General features: G+C 72.4%; 18 protein-coding genes. 10 read left to right on the top strand and 8 right to left on the bottom strand.

From position 1 onward, the window contains the following. Positions 1-131 precede the first annotated feature (131 nt). The 3 genes from ABZW17_RS43850 to ABZW17_RS43860 form a co-directional block, all read right to left on the bottom strand. Entirely contained in the window at positions 132-1,661 is a 1,530-nt protein-coding gene (locus ABZW17_RS43850; protein ID WP_354828022.1) for an ABC transporter substrate-binding protein, read from the bottom strand. Positions 1,662-1,784: 123 nt separating this feature from the next. Then, complete coding sequence (locus ABZW17_RS43855) at positions 1,785-2,762, bottom strand: methyltransferase dimerization domain-containing protein (RefSeq protein ID WP_354828024.1); 978 nt, start codon at positions 2,760-2,762, stop codon at positions 1,785-1,787. A 60-nt stretch (positions 2,763-2,822) separates the two neighbouring features. Next, complete coding sequence (locus ABZW17_RS43860) at positions 2,823-3,767, bottom strand: aldo/keto reductase (protein WP_354828027.1); 945 nt, start codon at positions 3,765-3,767, stop codon at positions 2,823-2,825. A 76-nt stretch (positions 3,768-3,843) separates the two neighbouring features. Here ABZW17_RS43860 and ABZW17_RS43865 point away from each other — a divergent pair, with 76 nt between their 5' ends. After that, positions 3,844-4,566: an SDR family oxidoreductase gene (locus ABZW17_RS43865; RefSeq protein ID WP_354828029.1), complete on the top strand. Its 723-nt coding sequence runs from the start codon at positions 3,844-3,846 to the stop codon at positions 4,564-4,566. A 38-nt stretch (positions 4,567-4,604) separates the two neighbouring features. Here ABZW17_RS43865 and ABZW17_RS43870 read toward each other — a convergent pair whose 3' ends face one another. Further along, complete coding sequence (locus ABZW17_RS43870) at positions 4,605-5,948, bottom strand: amidohydrolase family protein (protein WP_354828032.1); 1,344 nt, start codon at positions 5,946-5,948, stop codon at positions 4,605-4,607. A gap of 103 nt (positions 5,949-6,051) precedes the next feature. Between ABZW17_RS43870 and ABZW17_RS43875 the strand changes: the two genes are divergently transcribed. From ABZW17_RS43875 to ABZW17_RS43895, 5 genes are read left to right on the top strand one after another with little or no spacing between them, the layout of a single operon-like run. Then, on the top strand, positions 6,052-7,164 hold the full coding sequence (locus ABZW17_RS43875) for a zinc-binding dehydrogenase (protein ID WP_354828035.1): 1,113 nt from the start codon (positions 6,052-6,054) through the stop codon (positions 7,162-7,164). A gap of 17 nt (positions 7,165-7,181) precedes the next feature. After that, on the top strand, positions 7,182-8,138 hold the full coding sequence (locus ABZW17_RS43880; RefSeq protein ID WP_354828037.1) for an aldo/keto reductase: 957 nt from the start codon (positions 7,182-7,184) through the stop codon (positions 8,136-8,138). A gap of 2 nt (positions 8,139-8,140) precedes the next feature. Continuing rightward, positions 8,141-9,127: an alpha/beta hydrolase gene (locus ABZW17_RS43885; protein WP_354828040.1), complete on the top strand. Its 987-nt coding sequence runs from the start codon at positions 8,141-8,143 to the stop codon at positions 9,125-9,127. Further along, the gene (locus ABZW17_RS43890) at positions 9,124-10,086 is read left to right on the top strand and encodes an alpha/beta hydrolase (protein WP_354828043.1); all 963 of its coding nucleotides are present in this window, start codon (positions 9,124-9,126) and stop codon (positions 10,084-10,086) included. Before ABZW17_RS43885 ends, ABZW17_RS43890 begins: the two co-directional genes overlap by 4 nt. After that, positions 10,083-11,249 (top strand): multidrug effflux MFS transporter, encoded by a 1,167-nt coding sequence (locus ABZW17_RS43895; protein WP_354828045.1) that lies wholly within the window; start codon positions 10,083-10,085, stop codon positions 11,247-11,249. The genes ABZW17_RS43890 and ABZW17_RS43895 overlap by 4 nt, the downstream gene beginning before the upstream one ends. A 19-nt stretch (positions 11,250-11,268) precedes the next feature. On the opposite strand, the gene ABZW17_RS43900 is transcribed toward ABZW17_RS43895, so the two are convergent. Next, positions 11,269-12,087: a DUF427 domain-containing protein gene (locus ABZW17_RS43900; protein WP_354828048.1), complete on the bottom strand. Its 819-nt coding sequence runs from the start codon at positions 12,085-12,087 to the stop codon at positions 11,269-11,271. A 268-nt stretch (positions 12,088-12,355) separates the two neighbouring features. On the opposite strand from ABZW17_RS43900, the gene ABZW17_RS43905 reads away from it, so the two are divergent. Beyond that, on the top strand, positions 12,356-13,615 hold the full coding sequence (locus ABZW17_RS43905) for a lipase (protein ID WP_354828051.1): 1,260 nt from the start codon (positions 12,356-12,358) through the stop codon (positions 13,613-13,615). Positions 13,616-13,626: 11 nt separating this feature from the next. Continuing rightward, positions 13,627-14,682 (top strand): alpha/beta hydrolase, encoded by a 1,056-nt coding sequence (locus ABZW17_RS43910; RefSeq protein WP_354828054.1) that lies wholly within the window; start codon positions 13,627-13,629, stop codon positions 14,680-14,682. A gap of 81 nt (positions 14,683-14,763) precedes the next feature. Here the strand turns inward: ABZW17_RS43910 and ABZW17_RS43915 are convergent, their stop codons facing one another. Both ABZW17_RS43915 and ABZW17_RS43920 read right to left on the bottom strand, forming a co-directional pair. Beyond that, entirely contained in the window at positions 14,764-15,555 is a 792-nt protein-coding gene (locus ABZW17_RS43915; protein WP_354828058.1) for a hypothetical protein, read from the bottom strand. Positions 15,556-15,611: 56 nt separating this feature from the next. After that, entirely contained in the window at positions 15,612-16,217 is a 606-nt protein-coding gene (locus tag ABZW17_RS43920; RefSeq protein WP_354828061.1) for a hypothetical protein, read from the bottom strand. Between the two features lie 99 nt (positions 16,218-16,316). Here ABZW17_RS43920 and ABZW17_RS43925 point away from each other — a divergent pair, with 99 nt between their 5' ends. Beyond that, the gene (locus ABZW17_RS43925; RefSeq protein WP_354828064.1) at positions 16,317-17,318 is read left to right on the top strand and encodes a MerR family transcriptional regulator; all 1,002 of its coding nucleotides are present in this window, start codon (positions 16,317-16,319) and stop codon (positions 17,316-17,318) included. 78 nt (positions 17,319-17,396) lie between these two features. Here the strand turns inward: ABZW17_RS43925 and ABZW17_RS43930 are convergent, their stop codons facing one another. After that, positions 17,397-17,885 carry a hypothetical protein gene (locus ABZW17_RS43930; RefSeq protein WP_354828066.1) on the bottom strand — a complete coding sequence of 163 codons (489 nt, stop codon included), beginning with the start codon at positions 17,883-17,885 and terminating at the stop codon, positions 17,397-17,399. An 18-nt stretch (positions 17,886-17,903) separates the two neighbouring features. Between ABZW17_RS43930 and ABZW17_RS43935 the strand changes: the two genes are divergently transcribed. Continuing rightward, positions 17,904-18,443: a TetR family transcriptional regulator gene (locus ABZW17_RS43935; RefSeq protein WP_354828069.1), complete on the top strand. Its 540-nt coding sequence runs from the start codon at positions 17,904-17,906 to the stop codon at positions 18,441-18,443. Positions 18,444-18,484 lie beyond the last annotated feature (41 nt).

Below are 18,484 nucleotides of genomic sequence, written 5' to 3' on the forward strand. Positions count from 1 at the left end.
TGCCCCGGCGGGGCACCACCCGGCGCCGCCGCCCCCCCCCCCCCGGGGTTTTCACCACAATTCCCCTATTTGCGGCCGGGGGGGGGGGGGGGGGGGGGGGGGGCCCCCCCCCCCGCCGCGGGACGGGCGCGTCAGCCGCGCTGGATGAACCGCAGGGTCGGGAACATCATGCCGGTGACCGGGGTCACCGTGATGCCCTTGACGCTGTAGTAGAGGTTGTCGGCCTGGTACCAGACGTCCCACCAGGCGAGGTCCACGAGCTTCGAGTTGAGCTGCTTGAGCAGGGCGGTCTGCGCCGGCCCCGGTTCGGCCTGCTCGGCCTGGTCGACGAGCGCCTTGACGTCGGGGAATGCCTCGACCGACGGCTGGGGGTTGTACCACTGCGACGAGGTGACCTGGTCGGTGAGCGTGGCCATGTCGTTGCCGTCCATGGCGATGACGGCGAGGAACATCGGGTAGGTCGGCGCGTTCTTCTGGTAGTCGGCCATCGCCATGTCCTGCCACTCGACCTTGATGCCGAGCTGGCCGAACGTCTGGTTGGCGGCCGGCTGCCACGCCTGGAAGATCGGCGACATCGGCATCTTCACCGGGAAGCCGCCCGGGTAGCCCGCGTCGGCCAGCAACTGCTTGGCCTGGGCGAGGTCCGTCTGGTACTTGCCGTTGAGGCCCTCGTCGTAGGTCGCGCTGCCGACCGGGAACAGCTGGTCGGTGACCGTTCCGGCGTCGTTGCCGACCGCCTTGAGGATGCCCGCGGCGTCGAAGGCGTGGCTGATCGCCTGCCGGACGCGCGGGTCGCCGAGCGCCTTGACCTGCGCGCCGGTGCGGTCGGCGAACTGCACACCGACCCACGAGGCCGCCTTCTTCGCGACGTTCCAGCCGTTCTGCTGGGCCTTGGGCAGGTTGACCGCGTTGGCGAACTGGACGTTGAGCTGGCCCGAGAGCATCGCGTTGAACGCCGCGGTCTGGTCGGTGATCGGGAACAGCCGCACGGTCGGGAACGGGTAGGTCGCGGTGTCCCAGTGGTTCGGCTTCTTGGTGAACACGTACTGGGACTGCGGGGTCGACTGCGCCTTGTCGTAGGTGTAGGGCCCCGAGCCGGCCGGGCCGTTCGCCAGCGTGTTCGCCTGGATGGCCGCGGGCGAGGCCATCCAGCTGCGGCCGAGCCCCATGAAGTACAGCAGCGCGTCGTCGCGTTTGGACAGGTGCAGCTCGACCGTGTCGGTGCCCTTGGCATCGATGCTCGCGACGTTGAGGTACGCCTGCCCGGACCGGACGCCGGACTTGAGGTGCTTCAGGTTCGCGACCGCGGCGGCGGCGTCGAACTTCTGCCCGTCGTCGAAGGTGACGCCCGGGCGCAGGTGCAGGGTCAGCGTCCTGCGGTCGGGCGTCCAGTCCCAGGAGGTGGCCAGCGCGGGAACCGGCTTGGCGTCCTTGTCCAGCGCGACCAGCGGGTCGTACACGGCCGAGAGGTACGGCCCGTCGAAGCCGATGTCGGCGTTGGCCGGGTCCCAGGACGTGACGTCCAGGAACACCCCCGCCTTCAGCTCGTCGGTGCCGCCGGCCCCGGACGCGGTGGCCCCACCGGATCCGGTGCACCCGGCCACCGCGGCGGCCACCAGCGCCACCGCCGCGGCGAACGCCGCTCTCCGTGTCCTCGTCATTGAGTCCTACTTTCGGGTACGCCCGGCGTGCGGGTGAGACCGGGCTCACCCTCGACCGGGTTAGTCTACGACTGTCGGCTATAAAATCAACGGGCCGCCGCCACGGCGTGGCACACTTTCGGGTCAGACCGCTTCGGCAACGAGCACGCGCGGGCTTCCCGGCAGGGCCAGGACTTCCCGCACCCGCCAGCCGGCGTCCGCCAGCCAGCCGCGCACCTCGGCCTCGGGATAGACCACCGTGCCGTCGATGACGAAGTACTCCCCCGCGTGCAGCGCGTCGATGGGCCGCTGCCGCTCGTCGTCGTCGAGGAAGAAGTCGAGCAGCAGCAGGGTCGCGCCCGGCGCGGCGGCGGCGCGGGCGTTCGCCACGATCGCCCGGTTCTGCTCGGCCGTGAACCGGTGGACCACGTGGTTGAGCAGGACGAGGTCATGCTCGCCGCCGGGAGCGGCCGTTGCGGTTTCGGCCGGCTCGACGCGCACGCGGTCGTCGAAGCCGGCTGACTTCACGGCATTGGTGACACCTTCGGTGAAGTCCGGCGCGAAGACGAACCGCACCGCCAGATCCGCGTTGGCGCGCAACGCACCGAGCGAGAACTCGGGCGAAAGGCCACCGAGGTCGAGCAGCGAGCGGTAGGGCGTGAAGTCGAACGCCCCGGCCAGCATGGCGGCGTGCAGCGCGTTGTACCGCATCACCCCGCCCATGAACGTGGCCCAGCGCCCGTCGTCCATCCGCAGGTCGCCGGGCTCGCCCGAGTCCACCGCGGTGTCGAACTGCAGCCAGTGCCCGTAGCTGATTTCGTTGAGGAACTGGACGAACGGCGTCAGATCGGTGGTTCCCCGGCCGCTCAGGTACGCCTGGGCGTCGGCGGCCAGGCGGTACCGGCCGTGTTCGCGGTCGAGCAGCCCGAGCGCGTTCATCGCGTCGGCGAGGATCCGGGCCAGGCGGGGGCTGACGCCGGTGACGCCGGCCAGCTCGCCGGCCGTCCGGGGACCGTCGGCCAGCGCCGGGAACAACCCGATCCGCGACGCGGCGAACAACTGCTTGGCTCCCATGTAGCCGATCGCGATGTCGACGATGCGGTCCGGGACGGGGGCGGTCATCGGGGAACTCCTCTCGGGAGGGCGGGAAGTTTCTACGACTGTAGACACAAACCGCCGCCGTCACCAGCTCCCGTCGGCCGCAACTTCGCGATCGAGGGAGAATTCTTCGGTGAGCGCGCGGATCCGCTCCGCGCCGAGGGTGTCCGCCAGCTCGACGGCGGCGGCGTTTTCCTCGAGCTGCGCCAACCGGGACGCCCCGACGAGCACGTTCGCCGTCGCCGGGTTCGCCAGGCAGAAGGCGATGCCGAGCTGCGCCGGGGACACGCCGAGCTCGCCGGCCGCCCGCCGCACCGCGGGCCACGCGCCGACGATCCGCTCCCGGATGCCGCCGACATCCGCCCCGATCTTGCGCTGCGGCCGCAAATTACCGACCAGCAGGCCGCCTTCGAAGATGTCCGACGCCTGCAGCGCCAGCTCCCCCGAGGCGAACAGGGGCGCGTAGTACTCGCCTTCGGCCATCGCCCGGCGCACCAGGCTGTACTTCAGCTGGGCGAAGGACGGCGGCACCAGACCACGGCGACGCGCGACGTCGATCGCCGCGCGCACGTCCGCGAACCGCCAGTTGTTGACGCCCCAGGCGGTGAACCGGCCGGCGTCGATCTGCTCGGCGACGTCGGCGACCACGCGTTCGACGTCGAGCTCGCCGAAGTAGTCTCCGACCACGACGAAGTCGGCGTGATCGGTCCCGACCCGCTCCAGCGCGGTGTCCAGCTGTGATCCGAACCCGGTGCGCGGGTAGTCCCAGAGCCAGAGTTTCCCGCAGTAGAGCCAGTCTTCGCGGGCCAGCCCCGCCTCGCGCACTGCCTCGCCGAAGATCAGGTCGGTGCGGGCGTTCTCGGCGTGCGGGCCCAGGTCGTAGTGGGCGACGTCGAAGAACGCGCAGCCGAGCTCGGCCGCGCGGGCGATCATGGTCACCGCCTCGCCGAACTCCATCCGGTCCCAGGTGTTCCACGAGCCCAGCGACAGGACCGGGACCGCCCGGTCACCGAGTTGACGTCGTCGCACTGTTTCCTCCCGCGCGCCGATGGTTTATTTTCTACGTTTGTATACTATAAAGTCCGCTCCGCGAAAGGAATCCCTGATGAGCACTCCCCGTACCGTGCTGGTGACCGGAGGGGCGGGCGGGATCGGCCGCGCCATCGCCGCGGCGTTCCGCGACGAAGGCGACGACGTCGTGCTCGCCGACGTCCGCGGCGCCGGTGAGGCGGCCGCGGAGCTGGGCGTGCGGGGAGTCGAAGCCGACATCACCGACGAGGACTCCATCGCCCGCGCACTCGGCGAAGCCGGTCCCGTCGACGTCCTGGTCAACAACGCGGGCCTGCTCAGCGTGCACGGCACGCTGCTGGACCTGCCCGGCGACGCCATGCTCGACATCCTGCGCACGAACGTCCACGGCACCTTCCTGGTGACCCAGCAGGTGGCGCGGCAGCTGGTCGCCGACGGCCGGCCCGGGGTGATCGTGAACCTGTCCTCGATCGGTGGCCGCCAGCCGACCCCGGGCATGGGCGGCTACGAAAGCAGCAAGGCGGCCGTGGACGCGCTGACCCGCTGGGCGGCGGTCGAGCTGGCCCCGCACGGCATCCGCGTCAACGCCGTCGCCCCCGGCCCGGTGCTCACGCCGATGCTGGCGGCGGGCATGCCGGAAGGTTCCCCGGCCCGCGAAGCCTGGCTGAGCCGGATCCCGTTGCGGCGCCTGGCTTCCGTCGAGGACGTGGCCGGGCTGGTGGTGTTCCTGGCGAGCGAGCGGGCCGCCCACCTGACGGGCACGAGCGTGCCCGTCGACGGCGGCCAGCTGCTCACCTGACCGGCCGGGGGTGGCCGCCCCGGCGGCGGCCACCCCGGTCACCGCTCGTGCACCACCCGTCCCCCGAGCACCGTCAGGTCCACCTCGACGTCCGGCAGCTCCGCCGGGGTCAGGGTCAGCGGGTCCGCGGACAGCACGCAGAGGTCGGCCACCATGCCTTCGGCCAGGGTGCCCTTCCACGTCTCGGCGCCGTCCTGGCGGGCGGCGTGCACGGTGTAGCAGCGCAGCAGCGCGGCCATCCGCTCGCGCGGGTCGGCCGCCGGGCCCATCCAGGTGTCGGCCGCCGCGATCTCGCGCCGCCAGTCCGGGGCCAGGACCGGGGCGTCCGACGTCAAGCACAGCGGGATACCCGCGTCCAGCGCCGCCCGCAGGGGCCACGCCTGCTCGGCGTGGCCCGTCCCGAGCGCCGCGTCCACCGCGCCGACGGTCCGGACGGCGATCCCGGCCTGCGCGGACAGCCCGACCCCCAGCCGGGCCATCCGCGTCAGCTGCGCCGGGCTCACCAGGTCACCGTGGATGACGTAGTGACGCAGGTCGGCATCGTGTTCGGCGCGGGCCTGCGCCACCGCGTCCAGGACCAGGTCGACCGCGCGGTCGCCGGTCGCGTGCACGCCGACCTGCAGCCCGGCGCGGTGGGCGGCGAGGACCATGGCGGTCAGGTTGGCCTCGCGGTCGGCGTCGCTCTCGCCGTGCACCAGCAGCTGTGCCCGGCTGCCGTCGGCGTAGCAGCGGTGGGTGTAGGCCGAGCGCATCGGCGGGATGCCGTCGGCGAAGATCTTCACCCCGGCGAACCGCAGCACCCGCTCGTCGGGGCTGTGCGCGTCCAGCGCGGCCAGGCCGGCCCGGTAGTCCTCGACCGTGCTCGGGCCGTCCAGCTCGCCGTAGAGCCACAACGCCGTGACGCGCGCCCGAAGCAGACCCTCCGCCGCCAGCGCCCGGTACTCCTCGACGACGGACGTCCCGAACGCGCCGGTGCTGCCCGCGTCCTCGCCGGGGCCGAGGCCGGGCTCGGTGTAGCTGGTGATGCCGAGCCGGGCGAGCAGGTCACCGGCCTTCAGGATCGCGGCCCGGCGTTCGGCACCGGTGCGCAGCGGGCGCTGCGGCCCCGGGCCGGGCGCGCCGTGGTCGCCGAAGAGGGTGTCCGGCCACAGGGCGCCGAGCCAGGTGGCGTGCAGGTGGGCGTCGTTGATGCCGGGCAGCACCGCCCGGCCGGCCAGGTCCACCACCTCGGTGCGCGGGCCGGTCAGCGGGCGGACGTCGGCGGCGGTGCCCGCGCACAGGACCCGGCCCGCCCGGACGGCCAGCGCGGTCGCGCCGCCGGGGCCGGCGAAGGTGTGGACGGCACCGCCCCGCAGGACCAGATCGGCGACAGGTGTCGGCACAGGCGCTCCCCGAAGTTCGTGTGAGGTCTCGACATTTTCGTCAACGACCGTAGACTAACCCATCACGCGGCCGATCTCCTACGGCTGCGCCGGAAGGAGCGCGATGAGCATCCCCACCTCCACCCGCGCGGCGGTGCTGACCGGGCACGGCGAGCCGTTGCGCCTGACCGAACTCCCGCTGCCCGCCGAGCTTGAACCCGGCGCCGCGCTGGTGCGCCTCTCGTGCGCCACGCTCTGCGGCACCGACGTGGAGCTCTGGTCGGGCAAGATGTCCTTCCCGGGCATGCTGCCGATGGTGCTGGGCCACGAAATGGCCGGCGAGGTCGTCGCCGTCGGCGAGTCCACGCGGGACGCGCTCGGCCGCGAAATCCCGGTGGGTGCCCGGATCGGCTGGTCGGAGTCGACGTGCGGCGAGTGCCACGGCTGCACGGTGCTGCGCCAGCCGGTCGCGTGTTCCCGGCGGGGCTACGGGTTCCTCCAGCGTTCGGACGTCCCGCCCTACGCCACGGCCGGGCTGAGCGAGTACGCCTACGTCGTCCCGAACGCGGCGAAACTGCTGTTGCCGGACGAAGTCCCGGACACGTGGGCGGCCATGGCGGGCTGCGCGGCCAAGACGGTGCTGCGGGCCTACGGGCGTGCGGGCGGGGTGCGTCCGGGGTCGACCGTCGTCGTCCAGGGTTCCGGCGCGCTGGGCCTGTTCGCCACCGCCGTCGCCCGGATCTCCGGCGCCGGCACGGTGCTCACGGTCGGCGCGCCCGCGTCCCGGCTCGCCCTGGCCGCGGAGTTCGGCGCGGACGCCACCGTGGACGTCGGCGACACCGGCTCCGAAGAGATCGCCGAGCGGGTCCGGGACCTCACCGGCGGCCACGGCGGCGACCTCGTCCTCGACTTCGCCGGTGCCCCTTCGGTGGGCCGCGAAGCCGTGGCGATGGCCGCGCAGCGAGGCACGGTCGTGGTCGTCGGCAGCACCGGGCCCGCCGAAGTCCCGGTGCCGCTGGGCGCGGTGATGGGCAAGGAACTCACCGTCGTCGGCTCGCTCAACGGCGACATCGCCGACTACCACGAGGCGATCTCGTTCTTCCGCACCTTCGCCGGCCGGATGCCGTGGGACAAGCTGTTCGGCACGCCGTCCGGGTTGTCGTCGGCGTCCGAGCGGATCGCCGCCATGCACCGGCTCGACGAAGTCAAAGCCGTCATCGACCCCCGTCTTCCCTGATCCCGGAGGAGGTCTTCGTGCCCACCCTGCCCCGCCGCCGCATCGGTTCGTCCGAAGTGGAGGTTTCCGCGCTTTCCCTCGGCTCGTGGCACATCTACGACCGGATCCACTTCCCCGACGCCGTCGCGATGGTCCGCGCCGCGGTGTCGGCGGGCGTGAACCTGTTCGACGTCGGCGTCTACGGCGGGCCCGGCATGCCGCCGGCGTACACCGACGTGCTCTGGGGCGCGGTCATGCGCGCGTCCGGGATCCCGCGCGAGGAGTACCTCGTCTCGGCCAAGCTGTGGATCGAGGCGTTCGGCGACGACGGTTTCCGCCCCCAGCTGGAGAACGCTTTCTTCCGCGGCGGGTTCGACCAGGCCGACCTGGTGATCCTCGGCGACCTGCGGCGCGACGACGTCGCGCTCGAGGACCTGGTCGACGACCTCGCCGGGCTGACCCGCGCCGGCCTGATCCGCGCGTGGGGCGTCAACAACTGGTCGGCGGCCAACATCCGGCGACTGCGGGAGATCGCCGCCGCCCGCGGGGTGGACGGGCCGCAGATCGCGCAGCTGAAGTACAGCGTCGCCCGGCGGTCCATTCCGGACGGTGAGCCGTTCGCCCGGCTGTTCGCCGACGGGTTCGCCATGCAGGCGTCCGATGTGCTCGAAGGCGGCATCCTCGCCGGGCGCACCGAGCTGACCCGCGAGATCGGCCGTGACCCCGGCAGTGTCCGCGAAGCCATCAGCCGCACGGCCGCCGACTTCGTCGCGACCGCCGAGAAGCTCGGCACCAGCGCCGCGCGGCTGGCCGTCGCCTTCACCCTGACCCACCCCGCGAACGTCACCACGCTGGTCGGCACGAGCACCACGGCCCAGGTCGAGGACAACCTGGCCGCCGTCGAGCTGGTCGAACGGCTCGGTGCCGAAGAGCTGCGTGCCCTGGTCGAGCCGTTCTGGGCCGACCGCGGAATCGTCGACCCGGAAGGCCCGTGACCATGGCCGAGAAGAACACCGTGCCCCCTGTCCCCTTCGACCCGGCGCTGCTCCCGGTGCTGGCCCAGGTGACCCAGCCGGATGCCCCGCCCTTCACCCCCGAGACGATCCCGGAGCTGCGCCGGGCCATGGCCGCGCAGTTCCCGCCGGCCGCCGAGGTCGTCGGCGACGCGCCCGTCGACGTCGAAGAGCGGACCATCCCGGGTCCCGAGGGCGCCCCCTACCTCACCGTCACCATCCTGTCGCCGCGCGAGCGGACCGGGCCGGTGCCCGCGCTGTACAACATCCACGGCGGCGGGATGATGGTCGGCTGCCGCGCGATGGACACGCCCCGGCTGCTCGCGCTGGTCCTGGAGCTGGGCGTGGTGGCGGTCAACGTCGAGTACCGGCTCGCGCCCGAGCACCCGCACCCGGCGCCGGTCGAGGACTGCTACGCCGGTCTCGTGTGGACGGTCGAGCACGCGGCCGAGCTGGGCATCGATCCCGAGCGGGTCGTCGTCATGGGCGGCAGCGCCGGCGGCGGCCTGTCCGCGGGCGTCGCGCTGCTGGCCCGCGACCGCGGCGGCCCGCACCTGGCCGGGCAGCTGCTGCTGTGCCCGATGATCGACGACACGAACACCACCGTCGCGAGCCGCCAGTACCGCGGGCTCGGCACGTGGACGACGGAGGCGAACGAGGCCGGCTGGCGGTCGCTGCTCGGCGACGCCGCCGGCACGGACGCGGTCTCGCCCTACGCGGCCCCGGCCCGCGCCACCGACCTGTCCGGGCTGCCGCCCGCGTTCGTCGAGGTCGGCAGCGCCGAGCCGTTCCGCGACGAAGACGTCCGGTACGCGCTGCGGATCTGGGCGACCGGCGGGCAAGCCGAGCTGCACGTCTGGAGCGGCGCATGCCACGGGTTCGACATCTACGCGCCCGGGTGGCCGGTCACCGCGGACGCGCTGGCCACGCGCGGCTCGTGGCTGCGCCGGGTCCTGGGGATCGCGCGGTGAAGCCGGTCCCCTACGACCCGGAACTCGAGCCGGGCCTGGCCGCGTTCCTCGACCTGGTCGAACGGATCCCGCTGCGCGCGGACACGATCCTCGAGAACCGGGCCCGCTTCGCCACCATCGTCCCCTCGCTGGAGCAGCAGGTCGGGGACCGGCCCGTCGACGTCGAGGAGCGCACGGTCCCCGGGCCGCCGGGAGCGCCGGACGTCGTGCTGACGATCATCCGGCCCCGCGGCGGCGTCACCGGGGCGCCCGCGTTCTACGCCCTCCACGGCGGCGGGATGATCCTCGGCAACCGGTTCTTCGGCGTCGACGGGCTGGTCGACGACGTGCTGCGGTTCGGCGCGGTCGGCGTCTCGGTGGAGTACCGGCTGGCGCCGGAGCACCCCGCCCCGGCCGCGGTCGAGGACTGCTACGCGGGCCTGGTGTGGCTGGCGGAGCACGCGGCCGAGCTGGGCGCCGACCCGGCCCGGATCGTCGTGACCGGCGCCAGCGCGGGTGGCGGCCTGTCCGCCGGCGTCGCGCTGCTGGCCCGCGACCGCGGCGGCCCGCACCTGCTCGGGCAGGTGCTGCTGTGCCCGATGCTCGACGACCGGAACGCGACGCCGTCGGCCCGGCAGTACGACGGCATCGGCGCCTGGGACCGTCACAACAACGACACCGGCTGGGACGCCCTGCTCGGCCCGCTGCGCGGCACCGGGGAGGCGTCGCCGTACGCGGTCCCGGCGCGGGCGAAAGACGTCTCGAACCTGCCGCCGGCCTACATCGACGTCGGTGCGGCGGAGGTGTTCCGCGACGAGGCGACCGAGTACGCCCTGCGGATCTGGGCCACCGGCGGGCCGGCCGAACTGCACGTCTGGAACGGCGGCTACCACGCGTTCGCCGGCTTCTCCCCCGGCGCGGAGGTCTCGCGCGCCGCCGTCGCGGCCCGGCTGTCCTGGCTGCGGCGGCTCCTCTCGTGAACCGGCGCCGGCTGGCGGTGGTCCTCGGGCTGCTGGAGGTCTTCGGGCCGATCTCGATGGACCTCTACCTGCCCGCCCTCCCCCGCCTGGCGGCCGACCTGCACACGTCGACGAGCCTCGCCCAGGCGACGATGTCGATCTGCATGCTCGGCCTGGCGTTCGGCCAGCTGGTGGCCGGTCCGCTCAGCGACCGCTTCGGCCGCCGCCGCCCGCTGCTGGCCGGCACCGCGCTGTTCGCGGTGCTGTCGCTGGTCTGCGCGGCGGCGCCGTCGATCGAGGTGCTGCTGGCGGCCCGGCTGCTGCAGGGCCTGTGCGGCTCGGCGGGGATCGTGCTGTCCCTGGCGATCGCCCGCGACGTCGCGTCCGGGGTCGAGCTGGTCCGGCTGCTGGCCGTGCTCACCACGGTCGGCGCGCTCGCCCCGATCGTGGCCCCGGTGGCGGGCGGCCAGCTCGACCCGTGGATCGGCTGGCGGGGCATCTTCGTCGTCCTCGCCGGCATCGGCGTGACGCTGTTCCTCCTGGCGCTGGTTTTCCTGCCGGAGACGCTGTCACCCGGCTCCCGGGGCCGCCCGAGCGAGTTCGGCGTGCTGCTGCGCGACCGCCTGTTCGTCCGCTACCTGCTCATCAGCGCGTGCGGCGGCGCCGGGTTCTTCACGTACCTGACGTCGGTGAGCTTCGTCCTGCAGGACGGCTATTCGCTGTCCGCCCGCGTCTTCAGCCTGTGTTTCGCGGCCAACGCGGCCATGTCCATCCTCGGCGCGCAGCTGAACCGCGCGGCCGTGCACCGCCTGGGACCGGCCCGGATGTACCTGATCGCCACCACGGCGACGGCCCTGACCGCAGCGGCCATGCTGTCGGCCACCCTCCTCGGCGCGGGCCTGCCGGGCGTGCTGATCCCCCTGGCGGCCCTCTTGTTCACCACCGGCGCAACCCAGCCCACCGGTTCGGCCCTGGCGATGACCGACCACGGCCCCCGCGCCGGCGCGGCAGCGGCCCTGCTGGGGATGTCGGCTTTCGCGGTCGGCCCGGTGGTCGGCCCCCTGGTGTCCCTGAACGGCCCGGGGCCGGTCTCGATGGGCATCACCATGACGGCGGCCTACGTCAGCGCGGCGCTGCTGGCCTGGACAACACGCCGTCCCCGCCGCGGCGCCTTGACACGGTGAGGAGCCGGCCGGCTGGGTGCTACGACCACGGCGTGACCGGCCGCGCCAACCGCTCGCCGTCCAGGACGACGTCGACGCGTTCGGTGAGGAAGGCGATGTACCCGGCGACCTCCCGCGCGTCGGACAGCGGCTCGTCGTAGGTCCAGGCGAGGTCACCGTGCGCGCCCACCGACCAGTAGGTCGCGTGTCCCTTGTAGGCGCACGTGGTGCGCGTGTCCGACGGCGTGAGCAGGTCCATCCGGACGTCTTCGCGCGGCAGGTAGTAGCGAGGGGTGATGCCCGTCTCGAACAGCAGGCAAGGCCGGGCCGAGTCGGCCACCACCACGCCGTCGACCTCGACCTGCACCCGGCTGTCGCTGCGCCGGATGTCGATGCGCGAGAACGGGTCACGCGGGTGGCCGACGATCGGTTCGGCCTCCTCGAGCCACTCGTCGAAGGCGGCGAAGTCGAAGATGACGTACTCCCCCAGGTCGGGATCGTCGGGCCGGAAGCCCGCACCCGGCAGGGTCACGCCGTCCACGGCCAGGGTCTGCGGCCGGCCCGGGCAGGTGTGCACGGCGAACGCGGTCCGCGGATCGAGGACCGGCGGACCCCCCTCGGCCAGCTGCACCGGGTTCTCCGCCGCCGGAGCGTCGTCCGACGGACCCGGCGTCGCCCGGAGGTCCGACAGGGCGAAGGCGTACGACGGCACCACTCGTTTCGGTTCCCAGACCAGCACGGCCCGCCGCGAGTCGGCGAACGTCCGTCCACTCGCGACCGCCCGTACCCGCTTGGCCACCGGTTCGTACCGCAGCTCGGCCAGGTCTCCGGTGAACCGCGCTCCCATGCGTGTCGCCACGGGTCCACGATCCGCGCCGCCGGGCACGCCGTCAACACCGGTTCGTTCACCCGCTGTCACCGCGGAGGACGCGTACCGGCGGGTGCGTGGCGAACAGCGCGTCTCCCGCCGCGGGCCCGCAGAGACAGAGCCTCTTCGGCGACCCGCGACCTCGATGTGGTGCCCACAACCATGTCGGAGACGCGCGGGACGTGGCCGGCGCACATTGCCCCGGCTCACCCGGCGGCCGATCATTGCGGAGTTCCCCCAGTGTCGTGAGGAGCCCGTCGTGCGCCTGCTCAGCCTGGTGGCCGCGGCCGCCATCGTCGTCGGTGCGGTGGTCGCCGCGCCGGCACCGCCGGTCGCCGAGGCCGCTCCCACCTACCTGACCAACGAGGCGACGTTCGGCACCGTCGCCAACGGGTGGGCCAAGGTGGAGCGCTATCGCGACACCACACCGGGATTCGCCGACGAGCAGTACCCGCCGGACGGACGGGGCAACCAGGACGGCCAGCGCCTGACCTTCTTCGGCGGCGTCGCGCAGCCGTCCTCGTCGCGGTTCCTGCTGTACTCCGCACCCGGCTGGTCGACCGGCGCGAAGACCACGCCGGTCCTGCTGGTCCACGGGGCCAACGACAACCCCGACCGCGCCTGGGCCAATCCGAACGAGTCCGGCGGCTTCGGGTGCGGTTCGGCGACGTGCCCGTCGACCGGGCTGATGCAGTACCTCAGCTCGCGCGGGTACCGGGTGTTCGCCATCGGCTTCGCGCACAAGCAGGGCGAGAACCGCCAGCAGGCACAGCAGGTCGGTGACGCGATCGCGCTGATCAAGTCACGGCTGGGCGTGGGCCAGGTCGATCTGGTCGGCTGGAGCAAGGGCGAGCTGTCCACCCGGATGTACGTGTCCTCGGTGAAGCCCCCGTGGGGCCGGGCCTACGCCGGCGACGTGCGCAAGCTGATCACCCTCGGCGGCCCGAACGGTGGCTACGACTACCCGTTCGCGCACGGATACGCGCACGACCTGTCGATCTGGCCGGAGTGCGGCGTCAACATCAACGCGCCGAGCCCGCACACGAGGATGACCTGCTACGGCGCGTACACCTACCACCCGGAACTGTCGATCACCCCCACCGCCGGCTGGGACACCTACCCCGGGCAGCGGCAGATGCTGGCCCGCTTCGACGGCGCGTTCGGCGTGGACGGCTCGCAGCAGGACTGGTACACGACCTACTACGGCGGCCAGGGGTTCTACACCGACGGGACGGGCATCCAGGCCGCGATCGACGCCGGGTCGATGATCTCCGCCATCCAGTCCGCCGGCACCCCGGCGAGCGTCTCGGTGTACCTGCTGGCCGGCGGCTCGCCGAGCATCGTCGGCGTGTTCAACGAAAACCGGGGCCCGAGCGACGGCATCGTGTTCGTGTCCAGCGCGTTGGACAGCACGGGCATCGGCCACCTCGCCGCGACCGCGCTGGCCGGTTCGGTGAACCACCTGCAGCTGGGCTGGGCGTCGGCGTCGATGTCCCAGGTGACGAGCTGGCTGGCGTGAAAGGGACGACCGTGACCACACTCCTCGACGGAATCACCTCGGCGAAGGTGCCGACCGATCGGCTGACCGTGCACGTGCTGGAGGTGGCCGGCCGGGAGCACGGCGAACCGGTCGTGTTCGTCCACGGCAACGTCTCGTCCTCGGCCTTCTGGCAGGAGCCGATGCTCGACCTGCCGCCGCGGTACCGCCCGATCGCGGTGGACCTGCGCGGATTCGGCGGCACCGATCCGTTGCCGGTGGACGCGACGCGGGGGGTGCGCGACTACGCCGACGACGTGGCCGCCACGCTGGCCGCGCTGGACGTCGGCGCCGCCCACCTGGTCGGCTGGAGCATGGGCGGCGGCGTGGTCCTGCAGCTGCTGCGCGAGCACCCCGAACTCGCACGCACCGTGACACTGGTCAACCCGGTCTCGCCCTACGGCTTCGGCGGCACCAAGGGCGCGGACGGCGAGCTGGTCGACCCGGCGGGCGCCGGCTCGGGTGGCGGCGGCGCCAACCCGGACTTCGTCGCCCGCCTCAAGGCCGGCGACACCTCGGACGAGTCGCCGTTCTCCCCCCGGCAGGTGCTGCTGGCCTTCTACGTCAAGCCGCCGTTCCACCCCGCCCGCCTCGACGACCTCGTCGAGTCGATGCTCACCACCCGGGTCGGCGACGACCACTACCCCGGCGACTCCACCACGACCGACGCGTGGCCGGGCGTCGCCCCGGGCACCCGCGGCGTGCTCAACACCATGGCGCCCGGTCGTTTCCGCCTCGACGACCTCGACGCGCTCGAGCGCAAGCCCCCGATCCTCTGGATCCGGGGAGCGGACGACCAGATCGTGTCCGACACGTCGATGTTCGACCTCACCCACCTCGGCCGGCTCGGCGCGGTCCCCGGCTGGCCGGGCGAGGCCACCCACCCGGCGCAGCCGATGGTCACCCAGACCAGAGCGGTCCTCGACCGGTACGCCGCGGCAGGCGGCGACTACCGCGAGGTGGTCATCGCCGACACCGGGCACAGCCCGCACATCGAAAAGCCGAAGGAGTTCTCGGCGGCACTGCTCGAGGGGTTGGCCAAGGGCTGAAAGGCATCCGGGACGTCGCCCGCGCCGAAATAACCACCGCGACGCGCGACTGGCCCACCACCTGATCCCGGGCGTGCGGACTTACGCCGGGTTCTCCGCGACGGCGAGGTAGTCCGTGTAGATCTGCGGCGAGCCCGAGAACGAGGCCAGCTGCTTCCACTCCTCGTACATCTGCTTGGTGTCCCGGTGGGCGGCCGCGAACTCCGCGGCCTCGCCGGTGGCGATGTCGGGCTCGGGGTAGAAGACGTCCAGCGCGTCCAGGCTCGCGATCTCCATCATCATCACGTACTGGTCGAGGCGGTTGCCCCGCTCGCCCTTGAGCACGTGGAACCGCCAGTCCGGGTAGTCGTCGATCCGGTGGTGGTTCTCGGCGATGAACCGGTCGAACACCTCCTCGGTCACCCCGGCGCGCAACGCCAGGTTGTGGATCCCGACAACCCGGGCGACGGGCTCCTCCCCCGGGCGGTCGCGGTAGCGGGGGCCGGGCGTGACCGTGCTCCGCGGATTGTCGGCCAGCAGCCGGTAATCGGTGAACAACGTCGGCAGCTCGCCGAAGGTGCCCAGCCGCCGCCACCGCGCCAGCACCGCCTCCGCCTCCGGGTGCCGCGCCCAGAACTCCCGGGCCGGTTCGGTTTGCTCACCCCGGGCCGTGACGTACCGATCGCGCTGCTCGGAGCTCTCGATCTCGTACAACATCAGGTACTGCCCGGCCCGCTCGCCGCGCAACCCGCGCAGCAGAGTCCACCGCCACCCCGGGTACAAGGGCAGGTGAACGCCTTCACCACGCACGAAGGTCTCGAACTCCTCCGGCGTGACACCGGCTTCCGTGTCGATGGCGATGTACTGGAAGGTGAACACCGACGAGCGTCCCATTGCGTCCAATCCTCGGGCCGGCGACCGGGCCGTGCCACCGCACCGCGGGTGGCAGGCTATTGCCGTTGTTCTTCGAGCGAGGGATAGCAGACCTCGATTACGACCGGCGCGTCGCCGCCCGCGTCGCGCAGCCGCCAGACCCGCGCACGCGCGCCGATCACCGGCACCTGCGTAGGGGGGAGCATCCGCGATCGCGAGGTCGGGCGCTCCCACGTCGCGCCTACCCGTCCCTTCGCGGTGTCGACCACGAGCACGAAGCTGTCGACACCGCCGTCCTCGATGGTCGAGACCGTGCGGGCGGAGACGGTGCCGTCGAGCAACTCGACACTTCCCGCCGCTTCCGCCCAGCGAGAGCGGGCGCGCATGCGCTCGGCGCTCCGGGCGATCGCGGTGAAGTACGCGATCCACAGCACGACGACGAGGGCCGTGAACAGGAGGGTGAAGAGGAGGGAGAACCACCAGCCGGGGGTCGGCTCCGTCCACAGCAGGACGATTGCCTCCACGCCCACCGCCGCGCAGAGGACGAGGAGCACCAGGAGCACGGCGCGGCTGCTCGTTCGCAGCGGGCCACGGACCGGTAACTCGGCGGGCGGCGCCGGATCGGGCCAGCGGTCGACCAGCACCACGACCTGCCCGGCGGACACGGAGGTCGATTCGGCCATGGCGTGAGTTTACGGGCCCGCTTCACCGCGATGTCAACGCCGGCGATGCCGCCGTCGCCCCTTGACTCTCGACCCCCTTGAGATCCCATAGTGGCCGGTGTGAACGAGCTCTACTCCATCGGCGACGTCGCCCGCCGCACCGGGCTGAGCGTGAGCGCGATCAGGTTCTACGCCGACGAGGGTGTCGTGTCCCCCACCAGCCACACCGAGGGCGGCTTCCGGCAGTACGACGTGCACGCCATCGCCCGTCTCGAACTCGTGCGCACCCTCCGTGACCTGGGCGCCGGCCTGGGCGACATCCGCCGGGTGCTGGCCGCCGAGACCTCCCTGACCGAGCTGGCCGTCACGCACCTGCGGCTGGTCGAGGACCAGTTGCGGCAGTTCCGGGCCCGCCGGGCCGTGCTGCGCACCATCGTGCGGCAGCACACCACGACCGAACAGGTGAGCCTGATGCACAAGCTCGTGTCGATGTCCGACGACGACCGCGACCGGCTCATCACCGAGTTCTGGGACTTCGTCACCGACGGGCTGGACGTGCACCCCGGCTACGTCCGGAGGCTGCACGACCGGCGGCCCACCCTGCCCGAGGAGCCCACCACCGAGCAGCTCGAGGCCTGGATCGAGCTGGCCGAGCTGGTGCAGGACGAGCAGTTCCGCACGGCGCTGCGGGACAGCCTCCACCGCACGTTCGGCACCGAGAAGGGCAAGCTGATGACCACGCCGGAGATGACGGCCCGCGCCGAACGGCGGTTCGCGCTTCTGCAGGAGGCGCGGGCGGCGTACGAGGCCGGGGTGCCCGCGGACTCCCCGCAGGCCCGGGACATCGCCGAGCGCATGGCCGCCGACACCGCCGACTTCTCCGCCGCCATGACCGGCGAGCGCGACCTCGACAAGGCGCGACGCAGCATGGTGGACTTCGACCGGCACCGAGCAGCGAGGACGCGGGCCCGGTTGACCGGGACGAACCTGCTCCGCAGATACGGCACGCTGGTAGCCACCGTCAACGGGGCACCCACACCGGATCCGGACCGGACGGCGGCGGTCCAGGAATGGCTGGCCGCCGCCCTGCGCGGGGACACGCCCGAGCGGAATGCCCGCTGAATCCGTGCTGTGCCGAGCAGTCGTCTTCGGTGAGCGCGGTCGTCGCGTTCCGAGCCCGCCGCCAGACTGTCACCGGCTTCACGCGGCCCGGCGAGGAGTCATTTCTGTTTCTCCGGCAACGCGAGGTCGATACCGAAAAGCGCGCAGGCGTTGTCCGCGGTGAACCGCGACGCCCGAAAGGCGATCGCCGCGGTCGGTCCAGAACAACACCAGCTCGCCCCAGTGGCCGAGCACGAGTTGCAGGCCGAGGGTGGAAAAGGCCCGCAACCGCGTGGGGTGCCTGCGGACCGCCTCGGCGGCGACGTCGTTGGCCCGCCTGCTCAGCGCCCGCGCGTCCGCCGGCTCCAGCGGGTGTGTCCCGGGTGGCGCCAGCGAGAGGATCTGCAGGTCGACGCCCTGGGCGTCCATCGCCGCGATGCGGGCGTCGCCGATGTCGTCGAGGCGTTCGAGGTTGTCGCCCAGCTCGTCGAGCACGACGCTCGCGTCATCCCGGTCGGCCGGGAGTGCCTTCACCGCCGCGGTGAGCTCGGGCAGGTTCCAGTGTGAGACCGTACCCGAATCGCTCAACGGCTGTAGAGTGAATTCATGACCGAGACGTCTCGCGACGCCAAGCACGCCCGTACCGCACAGCGGATCCTCGAGGCCGCGCGGCAGGAATTCGCGACCCGCGGCTTCGAGGGCGCGACGATCCGGGGCATCGCCGGCGCGGCGGGCGTGGACGCCTCGCTGGTGATGCAGCACTACGGCTCGAAGGCGGCCCTGTTCACCGCCGCCGTCCAACTGCCCGGTAATGACGCCGGGAGCGCCGCCGAGCACCTGCTGGAGGTGCTCGCCAACCGGCTGCGCGAACTGCCCCCGGAGACGAGCGCGCTCGTCCGGTCCATGCTCACGGTGCCGGAAGCCGCCGACACGATGCGGTCCTACCTCGACGAACGCGTCGACAACCTGGCCCGGTCCCTGGAGGGCGACGATGCCCACCTGCGCGCCCTGATCACCGTGAGCGGCATCCTCGGCCTGACGATCACGCAGCACTTCCTGAAGCTGCGCAACTTCGACGACGTTTCCCCCGACGGGTTGCTGCGGGCCGCGCGCGGCTGGACCGAATATCTGTCGCACGACTCGTGAGAACGGCGGGTTCCATCATCCGAGCGAGAAAGCGCCGGACC

The sequence above is a fragment of the Amycolatopsis sp. NPDC004625 genome (genome assembly GCF_040609695.1).
Classification (GTDB): domain Bacteria; phylum Actinomycetota; class Actinomycetes; order Mycobacteriales; family Pseudonocardiaceae; genus Amycolatopsis.

Bases quoted from the DNA above. Each gene is read 5' to 3' on its own strand.
- ABZW17_RS43875 (WP_354828035.1), top strand. From the start codon at position 6,052: ATGAGCATCCCCACCTCCACCCGCGCGGCGGTGCTGACCGGGCACGGC.
- ABZW17_RS43865 (WP_354828029.1), top strand. From the start codon at position 3,844: ATGAGCACTCCCCGTACCGTGCTGGTGACCGGAGGGGCGGGCGGGATC.
- ABZW17_RS43885 (WP_354828040.1), top strand. From the start codon at position 8,141: ATGGCCGAGAAGAACACCGTGCCCCCTGTCCCCTTCGACCCGGCGCTG.
- ABZW17_RS43920 (WP_354828061.1), bottom strand. From the start codon at position 16,217: ATGGCCGAATCGACCTCCGTGTCCGCCGGGCAGGTCGTGGTGCTGGTC.
- ABZW17_RS43935 (WP_354828069.1), top strand. From the start codon at position 17,904: ATGACCGAGACGTCTCGCGACGCCAAGCACGCCCGTACCGCACAGCGG.
- ABZW17_RS43855 (WP_354828024.1), bottom strand. From the start codon at position 2,762: ATGACCGCCCCCGTCCCGGACCGCATCGTCGACATCGCGATCGGCTAC.
- ABZW17_RS43850 (WP_354828022.1), bottom strand. From the start codon at position 1,661: ATGACGAGGACACGGAGAGCGGCGTTCGCCGCGGCGGTGGCGCTGGTG.
- ABZW17_RS43915 (WP_354828058.1), bottom strand. From the start codon at position 15,555: ATGGGACGCTCGTCGGTGTTCACCTTCCAGTACATCGCCATCGACACG.